We start from the raw sequence: 14,633 nt of genomic DNA, 5'->3' as shown, positions 1-14,633 counted from the left end.
GGAGAGTGCGGGCCAGAGGTTGATGAACAGATGTGTGAACATGAGAAAACATACAGCGCTGTTTCAATAACCGGGGTTTTGCATGAGGAATGGATTTTTTTCTATTTCGGATTCGGGAATGGGAAATAATAGTGCTTTTGGTAACCAAGCAGGTTTGATTGGTTGTAATATTTCTGTTGCCTTGCTCCATCGTTTGAGATCAAACCAGCGATGTGCATCTTCAGCAAAAAATTCGAGACGCCGTTCTTTTTCCAAAACTGTTGTGAGTTGTTGTGCCGTGGTTAGGTTCAGTGTTGTTAACCCTGCCCTGTTTCTTATCCTGTTGATGTCGTTCAAGGCAGTGTCCAGTTTATTGAGTTGTATAGCTGCTTCGGCACGAATCAAAAACAATTCAGCCAGGCGAAGTGGTTGTTTGTTCTCGGCCAATGGTGTGTTTGTTCTCAACTTGTATTTGAACGGATAGGAATAAACAGTGCCGGACACTGTGTTTGATTTTGTCCAGCTGGACTTTCGTTTGTCATTTGGTTCAAAGAGTTTCATTAACGTATCAGTTAATGCTAATGCAGGCCGAACGGTGGAAGAAGAAGGAATGAAGGTTGCTGCTTCGGATGTATTTGCATTGTCTTTTACCAGTTGCCAGATGGCTTCGGTATTGTTGGGTATGAAACTGTTGTTGAGATCTGTTGCCAACTGGTAGTTGCCAGCAGTTATTAATTCTGTTGCATTAGCATAAGCCTGTTGCCAGTTTTGCAGATAGAGTTGCGTGCGTGCCAGCAAGGCAACAGCAGCCCATTTGTTTGGACGTAATTTGCCGGCCGTACTATAAACTACTGCAAGATTTGATTTTGCAAACCCGAGATCGAATAAGATAAGGTTATAGATTTCGGTAACCGGTGCTCTTGGTAATACAGCGTTTTCTTTGTAGAGCGTTGATGTTATCAAGGGCACATCGCCAAACAGATTTACAAGGTTGAAATAAAACCATGCTCTCATAAATTTTGCTTCGCCCATGAGTTGTTGTTTTACTGAGGGTGTGAGCATGTTTGATTTCTCCAATCCTTCGATGAGTGCATTTGCATGATAAATGTTTGCATAGCCATAGCGCCAGAAGTTTGTATTTACAATTCCGTTTGGAGCAAGCAAGGTGTTGTTATAAAACGGATCATAAGATGCCGAAGTGGCTGTAGTGTATATATCATCGGCATAAAGACTTGTGTATACAGAGAGGCCGCCATTTGTACTATGCATAGATGTTAATGATTGCGAGTACAAGCCCAGTATTGCCGATACAGCAGACTGATCATCGGTGAATAAATAATCGTTTTCAACAAGTATGGGAGATACAGGAAGCTGCAGTATTTTTTTACAGCCCTGTATGGCGAACATGAGTATTGTTGCCAATGCCAGCAGGCGAAGTGTTGTGCCGAATTTATTTTTTTTCATTGCAGTGAGTTTTAAAGTTGAATACGAATGCCTGCTACCATTGTGCGAAGCGGTGGCATGGTGTAAAGGTTTTGTGTTTCAGGGTCGGCACCTTTGTAAGAAGTAATAGTGAAGAGGTTTTGTGCCTGGAGGAACAGCGCTGCTTCGGTGATCTTTAAACGTGCTGTGTATTTTACCGGCAGGTTATACGTGAGTGCTACATTACGGAGGCGTATAAACGAAGCATCGGTGTACACCGCATCGGAATTGGTGAGTAAGGTTTGTGCGGCTGCAAATGCGGGGCTGGATGTTTCTGCCACGAAGCGCTGTACAGCAGCCTGATCGCCTGGTTTTTGCCAGCGGTTGAGGACGATAACCGGCTGGTTGTTGTATGCGTAACCGGGAACAAAGCTGCCTTGTGTGGCGAGGTAATTTTTACCCGGTTGCCTGCGGAATTCAAAGAGAAACTGCAGTTCAATATTCTTATACATGAAGCTGTTACTGATGGCTCCAAAGAAACGAGTAGCAGTGTTTTTTAAACTAACCCTGTCGGCAGTGTTCATGAGGCCATCGGCATTTGCATCGAAAAACTGATTGATGCCCGTGGCCGGATTGATGCCGAGATATTGGTAAAGCGCAACGGTGGACAGCGGATGACCTACACGAAAGGTGGAACGGTAAGGTGTTTTGTCGATACCGGGAAAGGAGAGGAGTTTGTTGCTGTTGGATGTGAAATTGATGATGGTTGTCCATCTGAATGATTCCTGTACAATGTTTTTACTTGTGAGTGAACATTCGATGCCTTTGTTTTCAATTTCTGCATCGAAGTTTTGCAATACAGTATTGAAGCCTGCCTGTATGGGTAAGGAATAATTGACGAGCTGATTGCCGCATACATTGCGATAGGCAGCTGCAAAAAGTAAGATGCGATCATTGAGAAAACCAAGATCGAGGCCGAGTTCTGTTTTTGTATTTGTTTCCCAACTGTAATCGGGATTAAACAGACGTGAGGGCTGGAGGGCGGGTGTGGACTGATAGGTAGTGGATGCGGTAGACCATGTATTAAGGTACTGGTAATCGCCCACCTGATCGTTACCGGTAACGCCAAGGGATAAACGAAGTTTGCCGAAGCTGATAAAAGAACTGTTTTTCTTTACCCATTTTTCATTACTGAATAACCATGCGGCGCCAATGGCACCAAAATTTGCAAAGCGGTTTGCCGGACCAAAGCGGCTTGAACCATCACGCCGACCAGATAGATTAAGCACCCATGTTTCGTTGTATTGCATGTTGATGCGGCCAAAGGCTGCGGTGTAACGATATAGGCTGTACTCATCCCTTATTCGGAAGGAACCTGCAGCTACGGGAGTGGACAGCAGAAGATCGCTTGTATAATTATCGGCCAACACTTTTCCTGACCTGTTTTCGGTTTGCTGTAATGAAGCGCCTGCCAGCACAGAGAGTTTGAAACGACCAAAGCGATTGTTGTATTCGAGCTGTGGCTCGGAAAGTAATGTTTGTGCTTTTGCATTTGCAAACTCGGCACTGGCTAACTGCGAAGATGAAGGACTGATGGATGATTTTGGAAACAGAAACTGTTCGTTTGTATTCAGCTGCTGAAAGCCATTACTGAAACGTGCCGTGAGGTTTGTTGTGATCTTATAACTGATGGTGAGGTTAGATAAGAACGTGCTGAAGCTACCCTGGTAGCGCCGCTGGAGCAGTGCCACAGGATTAGACAGGCCGAGAGAAGAAAGGTCGGAATTGCCCAATTTCCAATTGATGTTGCCGAGGCTATCGTATAACTGAAAGTGCGGCGGCAGGTTGATGAAGGCCGTGAGATCGTTACGCAGGAGATTATTGTTATAGCTGGTGAACCCCAGTGCTGAGTTGATGCTGAGTTTTTTGTTTGCTGTTGTGTGGCCAAGATTGAACGTGCCTGCCAGGCGACGGCCGTTTTGCGAAGAACTATAGACAGATGTTTCTTTGTTGTATGAGAGACCTAAGCGAAACTGAGTGCCTTCTGAGGATGCTGCCAGTGCAAGCTGTGCATCGTGAAATGTGGCGGTGCCGCCGGTAAACAGTTTATTGAAATTTGTATAGCGTGTGGTGTCCCATAATAAAAGGTCAGGTGCATTAGCGGTGGTTGGGGTAACAGCATCATTTGCAAACGCTTCTCTACGCATCTGGAGATACTGCGAAGTAGTGAGCATGTCCATTGAGTGGGTGGCCCGGCTATAACCTGTTTTGTATGCAGCTGAAACAGAAAGTTTACCAGCGCTTGCTTTTTTGGTGGTGATGAGAATAACGCCATTGGCTCCCCGGCTGCCATAGATGGCGGTGGCATCGGCATCTTTTAATACTTCGATGCTTTCAATATTGGCGGGGTTGATTGTGCTAAGCGGGCTGAGACCACCAGCGGTGGAATTGGTTGTTTGGCTGATGGATGTGTTACCGTTTAGGAAGGGAACACCATCAATTACAACCAGCGGATCGGTGCCCTGGGTGAGTGAGCTTTGACCACGGACCTGTAATTTGAAACCAGCACCGGGAGCCCCCGAGTTTTGAATGATCTCCAAACCTGGGACACGGCCGTAGAGGGCAGCCAAAGGATTGCTTACCGGCTGGTTTGCAATTTCTGCTGCGGTGACCTTGCTGATGTTGCCTGTGTTGAAGCGTTTGGTGGTGGTGCCATAGGCCATGATGATGGTTTCATCGAGCTGCGTGAATTTGCGTTTGAGGATGACCGTTATAAGGCCCCGTGGATTGTTTGGTTCTGTGATGGTTTGATAACCCACTGCTGAGACAATGAGTGAATCGGTAAGTTTTGTGCCAGCCAGGGTGAACTCTCCCTTGCTGTTTGCCACTGTGGAATTAGGTGTGCCTTTGATGCTGATGCTGGCTGCAGGAACGGGAGTGCCTTCTTCGTTAATAACATTGCCTTTGATGGTGATTGTTTGGCAGGCGCCGAAAAAAGGGCAAAGCAGTGCCAGGCAATAAATGAGCTTTTTCATTTTTTGCAGAATGGTTTAGGTGTTTGCGCCCCTCCAACTCCGTTTAATGGGAGAATAAAACAGAAGCAAACGGGTGATTAAATAGCCGGGAAGTTTGTAAGGCGGTAAGAGCTGTTATGCTAAAGCATAGCAGGACGGATTGTAAGTTGAAATAGTATTAACCGTGATCTTGTGGCTTGACACAAAATTTGGTTTGCAGTAAGTAGAAAGCGTTGTGATGGTGTTGAACTTTCATGTTTGTATGGTTTAGGTACGCTTGAAAGTCCCGATTTTACGATAAGTGCTCCTTGCAATTACTTCATTAAAACGAAAGGCGTGAACATTAAAGTGAAAGGCGTGGAACTCATCTTACCGCCTTGGGGTCGTCGGAGACCTGCACACGAATAAGAGAGCCCACGCCGTAACGTGGGCATTCTACTTATCATCCCGTGTGCGTTGAAATTTCCGACGTTTCAAGACGAGACTTTAAGCGAATGCGACAATTAGTTAATTGAAGTAAACGCAAATATAATCAGTATTTGTTCGCACTGCTGCCACAGATATTGAACATTTACTGTACAATATTAAACAACAATTTGTTTAATATAAAATAATTGTGTTCATTTTTTTGGACAATTCTGTTTATTTCTTTAACTTATTGAAAACGAAAGGCAAACATATCCACCGGGGTGAACTATTAGAAAAAGTAGTGAAGGGGAATCCTGTTTCTGTTACCAAGCTATCCAAACGCATGGGCATCAGCAGAGGTACGTATTACAATCATGTGGCTACAGCAGATCTTCCTTTTGAATTGCTTGAACGGTATGGTAAGATTCTGAAGTATGATTTCAGTGCTGATTTTCCCGATATGAAATCGTACACATTTGAAGAACCGATTGAAGCTTACGGTGAACCATCCACATTAGAAGAAGCTATACGGCAAAGAGATCACTGGAAGAAAGAAGCGGATAAGTGGAAGGATAAATATATTGCTTTGCTTGAAGGGAAAGAATGATTGACAATCTCCTGTCAGTTGAATAATTTAAACGCATACACAGCTGTTTAGAAAAACTACACGCATGTGTATTTGAAAAACAAATTCATATTTTTTTATTTATATTAGAGCTGCCCAGCATTGTGAAATAGCTACCGTGAACACTGGATAAGCCAGAGAATACACCAAAACTCCACGCTACTCCACGGAAATATTTTGATCGCTGCGCAGGAAAAGAGCAGAGATGATGTGCCAGCATAGGCCATTGTTTTTGTGAATAGATTATAAAGTAAAGCTATGTTCAATCGGTTCGAATCGTTTGAACAAGAGTAAATAAAAACGGATTGTACTAACAACAATTGGAAATGTATAACATAAATAATTTAAATCAATTACACTGTTGTTTATGCTGTTGCGTATAACAGCATAAATATTAATGTTAGCTGCAAGCCTAACCGACACACTCTAACTGACATTATGAGCCTAGAATACATAGTAGAAATTTGTGTAGCTATAGATATTGCTATTCTTGGAATTGCTTACCCAATTATTGTAGACAAAATATCCAATATAGGAGACAAGTATAGTTCGCAATATATTTCAAACCTTTTCGACAACGAGTTTCCCCAACTTCCAATAAAATTTAAGTTTAAGAAACGAATCTATCAGATTTCGACATTTAAACTTACGCTTTATCTAACAATAATTACTTTCCTTTCTCTAATTATTAATGCCACCCCACTTTTTGGATGGGACAACTGGTTCATAAATAATTCTGCTAAATTATTGGTATTAACAGCCACATTTCTACTCACTATTTTCTTCTTCATTTGGCTTGATAAAGTTGTACTGTATAATGGTAAGTCTACTTCTCTATTAACAAGAATAATTTCGAAACACAACATGTTGGTAGGTGATACCGAGATAAAGTCTTATCACTTAAAATCCATTAATGAATTGACTTTTTATGCAATTGAAAAACAAGACGAACACCTACAAGAAACTTTGTTAGAATTTTATTATAGAGAATTTTCTTCAATTCGAAAAAAACATGACAAATCAAAACCTCTAATTTATCCTGTGGATTTGTATTTTCTTGTAAACCGATTAAATGTTGAACTAGCCAATAACCAAAATAGAAAATTATTAGCAATAGAACATCGTGCTGTAAGTGGGGTTTGGCTATTTGGAGAAGATTTTGAAGACATTATAATTTCCACTGAAACCTATAATTGGGTATGGAGAAATTTATACACCATTTGTGATAAAGAAAAATTTATCAGAATGTATTGGGCTAACGTTAGTCAATACTTTGATTTTCGCTTAGAATTCATTCATGAGGATTATGATTTTGAAATCAAAGAGGTTAAGAACAAAGAGCAGATTAAAAAGAGAAATCAAGAAAGAAAAGAATTTCTTGAATTTCATTACGCTTTAGGTGGGCTTCTTTTTTATCGAAAACAATACAAATCTCTGAAATATATATTTCAATACACCCAATCACAACCGCCAAGATACCCATTGTTGCCAAATAGTATGACTGAAATATTTATTTGGTTTGAGGATTTCAGGAATGAATTTAAGTCGAGACGAGCACCTTTGGATGCAAAGTACTATTTCCCTGAACTAGATAATTTGGGTAACAGTCAACAAATAACTTTTTGGATTTGCAGTTATCTCACTTTGCTTTTTATAAGGCAATACTCCTTAGACACTTATTACGTTCATCAAAATCATACTGCTTTACCTCAATTACCAGACAATGTGATTGAGTTAAACAACTGGTTAGACAGTGTAAATTATTTTGAAAGATGCCTTCAAGAAACACTTAAAAACGATGAACTAGTCTCTGAATTAAGGTGGACATCACTAGTAGAAAGCAATAAAGCCAATTTTGAAAAATTTGTTCGTGATTTAAAAACTGCCATTACAGAAAAAATCGGGCAGCAAAAGTTAAATGCACCTCTCTCACAGGAAAAGATTCAAAAATTCAAAGAAAGTACAGATGCTATAATAACAGCGTCTTTCAAAAAATATGACGATATTTTTATTTCAATTAACGAAGACGAGAAGGATAAGGAACTAAAACTTTCTGTTTCAGGCCTTAGAACATTGATGACAAAGTCAGCGTTTACAGACGATGATATTCCTCATTTAAATTATGATACAATATTTGCAGAGCAAATAGCCAAATATAATATTGAAAGGTTTATTCCTAATTCGTTTCTTGTTGCTAGTACAAAAAGATACCTACTTAATACCGAAAATATATTGTTTGGAATAGAAAAGATTATTGCAAATAATAAGGACGCAATAATTATTGCAATCAATATTGGCTATGAATATAACGAGGTCTTAGCAACCAGTAAATACGCCAACCTAATAAAACAAATTCCAGCTACAGACATTAGAGATGTAATTTTTATTTTAAATAAATCTGAACTGCCATCAATCGAACATAAAGATTTAAAAGAGTCGGAAATAAAAGAGTATAAACTTGAAGGACTAAATGAAAAGATTAAAACGTTTGCCTCAGTTATAGATATAAATACGCCAGAAAATAATGATATAAAGGGTAAGTGGAATTCCGAGGATGATTCTCTTGAATTAAAAGTTCAACTAACGATTGCCTTTTTATCAGTTATCTTTTGGAAAAAGGAAAGAGAAATCATTCAGATAAATTTAGCATCTAGGTTTAGAGAGCAAGGAGTTCAAAGTGACATCAATCATATTGAACCATTATCAGATGATAAGGAGAAAGCCAGCATCTAACATTGCATTGGCAATATGGCGGGGCGACGAATATATTTTCAGCTTTTTGTTTGCAATTCAACTTTGGTTTCGTCAACAAGTTTTAAAGGTGTCAATATCCGACCTTTCGAAATATTAAACAACGATATTTTATAAAGTAAAAAACCAAATGCAATTCACAGATGATCATATATCTTGATTGGAACGTCATTAATAGAATTGAAAAGCGACTCGAATTAGAGAAGCCGGAAAGCAATAATTACAAAAAACTCCTGGTATTTCTATTAACAAGTACCGCAATTGTCCCCTATTCTAATGCCCATTTAAATGATCTTTTAAGAGGAGCGAAAAAGAACCAATCTTTTATAGCGGGCCATTTAGATATTGTCGCTTTGATAACAAAGAGTATTTGCATTTGCCAGTACTGGAACGAGCCCAAGCCAATTATTCATAAACGATCTGTTGTTGATTTTTTTCAGACAAGTTTCGAAGAGGAGCAGGATGAATATGATACATACGATGACTTAATAAATGCTGATGTTGAAATTTTTGACAATATTTCAATAAAGCCTTTTCTTTTTGGAACTTCTAATTTGAAATTTAATCGTATCCCGGAAAATTTCAGATCAATTTACAAAGAAGACCCGATTTTTTCCATCATCTATCCTCAAACAAAGGACGAAATGACTGAATACGCCATGTGTTGTGATCTCTACAACTTTTACCGGTTATTAAAAAAAGACTATTCACTTTACAAGGCTCTTAAAAAATTTATAATTCAATCTGTCAGGAAATATAATCTTGCCACTGAACCCATTAAAGCAGTTCAAAAAAGCAGTGATACTGTACCGCATCACCTGGAAAAAGCTATTGACGGAATATTTGAGCAATTGAAATTTGATAGTTATACAGGTGTTTCTAAAACATACAACACATTTTTTGAAACTTTTTTCCGGCATGATCTGCAGGGGTATAAAAGTGATCACAGATTTCCCAACATGATAGACGATGCTTTACATTCATATTACGGAGCTCATTGTGATTTTTTTATTACAAACGATGACAATTGTGTGTATAAAGCTGGAAAGACTTATGAGCGATTGGGCATAAAAACTACAGTAAAGACAGCGGAAGAATTTGTTTTGCAATATTGTTGAGTGCATTTAAAAAAGTTGCACAGTTAGCGTCAATTCCAAGTTAAAAGGCAAAAGGAAAATAAATATATTCAGCCTTTTTTAAATTGTAATTTTGCGGCATGTTTTACAGAAGGAAAATCATACTGGCGTTATTGCAACTGTTCGGCGGTGAATTGGATAAAATACGGTTACAAAAACTGTTATTCCTGTTTGCCCGGAAGCAGGGGAAAGCGGAGTATGATTTTATTCCTTACCGGTTTGGCTGTTACTCCTATTCGGCCAATGCCGATATGACGACGATGGTGAAGAAGGGATTTTTAACGGAAGATGAAAAAAGCTTTGCCAAGAAGGACAAAACCGATTACCTGCAACAACTGAAGCCTACCGACCAGCTAATACTACAGGAAGTAAAAGCGAATTACGGCAAGATGAGTGCACATGCATTGATGAAGCATACCTATCTTAACTTTCCGTTTTATGCCATCAAGAGTGAAGTAGCTGCAACAATTTTAACTGCTGCGGAACTGGAAAGAGTAAGCAAGGCTACGCCCAATAATAATAAAACAATCCTGTTTACCATTGGCTACGAAGGTATTTCGCTGGAAGCGTACCTGGTTCGTTTGCTTCAACATGATGTAAAAGTGCTGGTGGATGTACGCAACAATCCGATGAGCATGAAATATGGTTTCAGCAAAAGCCAGTTACAAAAATACTGTGCAAGCCTGGGCATTGCGTATGTGCATATACCAGAAGTGGGCATACAGGGCGATCAACGGCAGGAGCTGCATACGCAAAGTGATTATGACCAACTGTTTGCTGTTTACCGTGCAAAGAACCTGACGAAAACGACGGTGCAGCAACAGGCCATCCTGCAACTGTTAATGGAACACAAACGGATTGCGTTGACCTGTTTCGAGGCTAATATCTGCCAGTGCCACCGCAAGCACCTGGCAGAAGCCATTGCGTTGCTTCCGGGCTTTGACTATGAAGTACAACACATCTAACATATGTCGCTCACCAAAGTTCTTATTACTGTAAAAACCTATCCAACACTTTCTGCCAAGTATGACGAATTAGTTTGCACAGCAGGCTTCCGGGAAGATGGTACATGGATACGTCTTTACCCCGTTCCATTCCGTAAAAAATCGTACAATGAGCAATATAAAAAGTATGACTGGGTAGAAGTTGATCTTGTAAAAAACACAGGCGATTTCAGACCTGAAAGTTACCGGCCACGGAGTTTGGACAGTGAACTGAAAGTAGTGGGGCATGTTACCACCGCACACAATTGGGAAGAGCGTAAACAAACCTGTTTAGGCAAGATCTATTATAACCTTACGGAATTGATTGCCGAAGCGAAGAACAAAGACATCTGTACTTCGTTAGCTGTTTTTAAGCCAACAACCATTGTTGATTTTTATGCCGAGCCTGTTGAACGAAGCTGGGATAAGGACAAACTGGAGCGGCTGAACCAGCTGAATCTTTTTGAAACGGCACGTGAGGGTAAGTTTGAAGTGGTGCAGAAACTGCCTTATAAATTCAAGTTTCATTTTAAAGATAACAAGGGAACCGAAAGCCGTATGATGATTGAGGATTGGGAAACGGGACAGCTGTACTGGAACTGTCTTGTCCGGCATGAAGGCGATGAACAGAAAGCGATTGGCGATGTGCGCAAAAAATATTTTGATGATTTTGCGCAAACGAAAGACCTGCATTTCTTTTTGGGTACGACGCAGGCGTTTCATTTTCAATCGCACAACCCGTTTATCATCATAGGAACTTTTCATCCGCCCATAGAACTCCAAGGCAAATTATTTTAGCGCTTTCTACTTCTTTTGTTTCCGAACTTTCGAACTATTTAACTAAAACCATATCTACACTTCGGAGTTACGGTTTTTATCGTGATATATTTATTCTTCTTTTTTGATGAAAAGCACGGAGTAAGGTCCGTGTTGGTTTGTCGATAGGAAGAATAACTTATTGGTACAGCAACAGCTATTTTCTTCGTATGCCCCTTTTCCTTTAGATTTGTTACCGACAAAACATATTATCAATAACGCTTTGCGTTGCTGACGTTTCTTCTACAGTAAAACGACCAATTTTAGAAAACAGAAAGAAACAGCTCAAGCGATGCACCCGTGCGGGTGTATTCCTTGCTGTATTCGATTCTGTTTGGGTGCTTGGTCGTACCTACTGTAGATAGGATTCAGATGTAGGAGCACCCAATTTTTTTGCTCGTTTCTGAAATAACGTTTGGCAACCAACTCTGCCAAACTGCTTATGAACTTTCCCACTAAAGACTCTGCTATTGAAAAAATCCTGCAACTAGTTGAACGCTTTCACGAACAAAAAGAATCTTACCACCGATCTGATTATAACGAAACACTGACACGGCGTGATTTTATTGATCCGTTCTTTAAAGCATTGGGTTGGGATGTTGACAACGAACATGGTTTTGCAGAAAGTTACCGTGAGGTAATTCATGAAGACAGAGTGAAAGTAGGCGGCGCAACAAAGGCACCTGACTATTCATTCAGATTAAGCGGAGGGAAGCGTTTGTTTTTTGTGGAAGCAAAAAAACCAAGCGTGTTGATTAAAGATGATATAACACCTGCTTACCAGGTACGCCGATACGGATGGAGTGCGAAGCTGCCCATCAGCATCATCACCGACTTTGAAGAGTTTGCCATTTATGATTGTACCAAGAAGCCAAACCAAACCGATAAGGCCAGCAATGGCCGATTAAAATATCTCACTTACTCCAACTACTTAAACGAGTTTGATTTTATCTGGGACACATTCAGTAAGGAGAGAGTTTTAAAAGGAAGTTTTGATAAGTTTATCCAGAGTGATAAGCACAAAAAAGGAACAACAACTGTTGATCATGAATTTCTGCAATCGCTTGATAGCTGGCGCACCTTTCTTGCAAACAATATTGCCCTGCGAAATAATATAGATGAAGATGAACTCAATTTTATTGTGCAGCACATCATTGACCGGATTATTTTTTTACGCATAGCAGAAGACAGAAGCGTTGAGAACTATGGTAATTTAAAAGACACGTTAAAAGGGGATGATTATTACCAAAACCTTCTCCGGCAGTTTCACACCGCCGATCAGAAATACAATTCCGGCCTGTTCGATTTTAAAAAAGACAAGATCAGTGATAGTATTGCGATTGATAATAAAGTTATCAAGACCATTATCAATGATCTGTATTATCCATTAAGCCCCTATGAGTTTTCTGTACTGTCAGTAGAGATACTTGGAAGTGCCTATGAACAGTTTTTGGGTAAAACAATAACGCTTACAAAAACGGGCAAAGCTCTTATTGAAGAAAAACCGGAGGTAAGAAAAGCTGGCGGTGTTTACTACACACCTGAATATATTGTAGAATACATCGTTAACAATACGGTGGGTAAACTTACCCAAGGGAAAACGCCGAAAGACATCAGTAAATTAAAAATTGTTGATCCTGCATGTGGCAGCGGAAGTTTTTTAATTGGCGCTTACCAGTTTTTGCTTAACTGGCATAAAGATTACTATAGCAATAACGGCAAACCAAGTAAAGGAAGTAAAGACAATCCGCTTACACCCGATGGCAGCCTTACAACTGCGGAAAAGAAACGTATCCTGTTAAACAATATCTACGGTGTTGACCTCGATGCAAATGCAGTAGAAGTAACTAAGCTGTCTTTATTGCTGAAATGTATGGAAGGCGAAACAGAAGCGAGTATTACCACACAGCTCAGGCTTTTCCACGAACGCATTTTACCAACACTTGATGATAATATCAAATGTGGCAACAGCTTAATTGGTGTTGATTTCTATAATACAGAATTTGATTTTGGAGAAGAACGAAAAATAAAACCGTTCAATTGGGAAAAGGCATTCCCCGCCGTATTTAGCCAAGGAGGGTTTAATTGTGTAATTGGGAATCCGCCATATTTGAAATTAACAGCAAACAATACGGATAGCATTATTCTAAATTATTACAAAAATAAATTTCGTTCTTATTCTGGAGGAAGCTCGAAAAATTTGTTTCAATTGTTTATTGAAAAAATCATCCACTTAAAACCTCAAATATTCTCATTTATTGTACCGGAGGCATTGTTGACAACCGATAGCAACGGGAAAATAAGGGAGCTATTATTAAAAGATTATAATCCAAACTCTTTGGTCGTATTTGATCATTTTGTTTTTCAGGATGCAACCATTGGAACAACTGTTTTTGTTGCGGATAACCTAACTAAGCAAAATACAAGAGTGCTAAAAATGGATAACTCCGGCAATTATCAACTGCAACAAGAATTTAAACTTTCTATATCTGAAAATGCTTGGGAAGTATCACTTGACAGTCATGATAAGGAACTTTTTAAAAAGATTACAGCCAAAGCAACTTTGATGAGTGAACTTGTAAGTATGTCAAAAGGAATGGTTGTTAAAAATAGAAATGAGGTTCTTGAAAGTAAATCAACACCCCAAAATTTGCCATTCCTATTGGGAAATTGCATGGGTAGATACCGATTGAAATATGACAAATACGCAAATTATGATAACTTGGAAGTTATTGGTGGAACAAGAGATTACACAAAACAAACTACAACGCCACGGCTTTTAATTAGAAGGACGGGAAGTATATTATGTGCAACCTTCTCAGATCAAAAAGAATTAGTTGAAAGTACCTTGTATATATTAACCAGTGATAAAATAAACCTTAAATATTTACTAGGTATTATTAATTCAAAGCTTCTTTCACATTACTTATCAAAAAAACTAATAACAAATACCCAAGGATTCCCGCAGGTTTTAATGGGACAATTAGATCAACTTCCCATTGCTTCAGCCAATAATACTCATGAATCTGAGATAACAAAATTGGTTGACCAACTTTTGAAACTAAATGAAGAAATTACAGTTGCAACTCTCCAAACCAAAATAGACCAACTCCAATCCCGTATTGATTTTTGTGAGCAACGCATCAATGAAATTGTGTACGAATTATACGATTTAACGAAGGAAGAAATAGATCTGATTGAAAAAAGCTCACAGTAAACAAACGGCAAATACATAACTTTAGCAAAACTTCTGAATATGTTCCGGATTTATAGCCCGGGTCGCATTTTTCAGAAGTTTTTATTTTGTTACATTTTCAGGAAATTTCCGTCGGCTCTGGTCTAATATAACTGACTACGGGAGTCAGAATATATAAATCTAGGGATCTAATGCTTGACCAGTTGCTGACAAAAAGCTTTTAATGGCCCCTGGTGGAGCTGCAGGAAGGCTTGCAGCTGTGGAGGAGTTAATTGCATGCCATCCTTTGGTTTATATTTTTAA

The 14,633-nt window shown here is 39.3% G+C and carries 8 protein-coding genes; 6 read left to right on the top strand and 2 right to left on the bottom strand.

What is annotated here, in order from left to right; genetic code table 11:
- Nucleotides 1–63: 63 nt before the first annotated feature.
- On the bottom strand, nt 64–1,443 hold the full coding sequence (locus tag ACO1QW_RS12195; protein ID WP_486258878.1) for a RagB/SusD family nutrient uptake outer membrane protein: 1,380 nt from the start codon (nt 1,441–1,443) through the stop codon (nt 64–66).
- Nucleotides 1,444–1,454: 11 nt separating this feature from the next.
- Entirely contained in the window at nt 1,455–4,436 is a 2,982-nt protein-coding gene (locus ACO1QW_RS12190) for a SusC/RagA family TonB-linked outer membrane protein (protein WP_486258877.1), read from the bottom strand.
- A gap of 607 nt (nt 4,437–5,043) precedes the next feature.
- Here ACO1QW_RS12190 and ACO1QW_RS12185 point away from each other — a divergent pair.
- The 6 genes from ACO1QW_RS12185 (at nt 5,044) to ACO1QW_RS12160 (ending at nt 14,351) form a co-directional block, all read left to right on the top strand.
- On the top strand, nt 5,044–5,430 hold the full coding sequence (locus ACO1QW_RS12185; protein ID WP_486258875.1) for a hypothetical protein: 387 nt from the start codon (nt 5,044–5,046) through the stop codon (nt 5,428–5,430).
- Between the two features lie 456 nt (nt 5,431–5,886).
- Nucleotides 5,887–8,181 (top strand): hypothetical protein, encoded by a 2,295-nt coding sequence (locus tag ACO1QW_RS12180; RefSeq protein ID WP_486258873.1) that lies wholly within the window; start codon nt 5,887–5,889, stop codon nt 8,179–8,181.
- Nucleotides 8,182–8,342: 161 nt separating this feature from the next.
- A complete protein-coding gene (locus ACO1QW_RS12175) occupies nt 8,343–9,317 on the top strand; it encodes a hypothetical protein (RefSeq protein ID WP_486258872.1) in 975 nt (324 codons plus the stop codon).
- A gap of 98 nt (nt 9,318–9,415) precedes the next feature.
- Nucleotides 9,416–10,300, top strand: coding sequence for a DUF488 domain-containing protein (locus tag ACO1QW_RS12170; protein ID WP_486258870.1), 885 nt, complete (start codon nt 9,416–9,418; stop codon nt 10,298–10,300).
- A gap of 3 nt (nt 10,301–10,303) precedes the next feature.
- Nucleotides 10,304–11,116: a hypothetical protein gene (locus ACO1QW_RS12165; RefSeq protein WP_486258868.1), complete on the top strand. Its 813-nt coding sequence runs from the start codon at nt 10,304–10,306 to the stop codon at nt 11,114–11,116.
- A gap of 460 nt (nt 11,117–11,576) precedes the next feature.
- Nucleotides 11,577–14,351 carry an Eco57I restriction-modification methylase domain-containing protein gene (locus ACO1QW_RS12160; protein ID WP_486258866.1) on the top strand — a complete coding sequence of 925 codons (2,775 nt, stop codon included), beginning with the start codon at nt 11,577–11,579 and terminating at the stop codon, nt 14,349–14,351.
- Nucleotides 14,352–14,633 lie beyond the last annotated feature (282 nt).

Source organism: Lacibacter sp., assembly GCF_057361365.1.
This window is presented reverse-complemented; position numbering and strand designations above follow the sequence as displayed.

What these genes read in the sequence shown, in the direction of transcription:
- ACO1QW_RS12195 (WP_486258878.1), bottom strand. Translation starts at nt 1,443, where the DNA reads ATGAAAAAAAATAAATTCGGCACAACACTTCGCCTGCTGGCATTGGCA.
- ACO1QW_RS12190 (WP_486258877.1), bottom strand. Translation starts at nt 4,436, where the DNA reads ATGAAAAAGCTCATTTATTGCCTGGCACTGCTTTGCCCTTTTTTCGGC.
- ACO1QW_RS12180 (WP_486258873.1), top strand. Translation starts at nt 5,887, where the DNA reads ATGAGCCTAGAATACATAGTAGAAATTTGTGTAGCTATAGATATTGCT.
- ACO1QW_RS12175 (WP_486258872.1), top strand. Translation starts at nt 8,343, where the DNA reads ATGATCATATATCTTGATTGGAACGTCATTAATAGAATTGAAAAGCGA.
- ACO1QW_RS12170 (WP_486258870.1), top strand. Translation starts at nt 9,416, where the DNA reads ATGTTTTACAGAAGGAAAATCATACTGGCGTTATTGCAACTGTTCGGC.
- ACO1QW_RS12165 (WP_486258868.1), top strand. Translation starts at nt 10,304, where the DNA reads ATGTCGCTCACCAAAGTTCTTATTACTGTAAAAACCTATCCAACACTT.
- ACO1QW_RS12160 (WP_486258866.1), top strand. Translation starts at nt 11,577, where the DNA reads ATGAACTTTCCCACTAAAGACTCTGCTATTGAAAAAATCCTGCAACTA.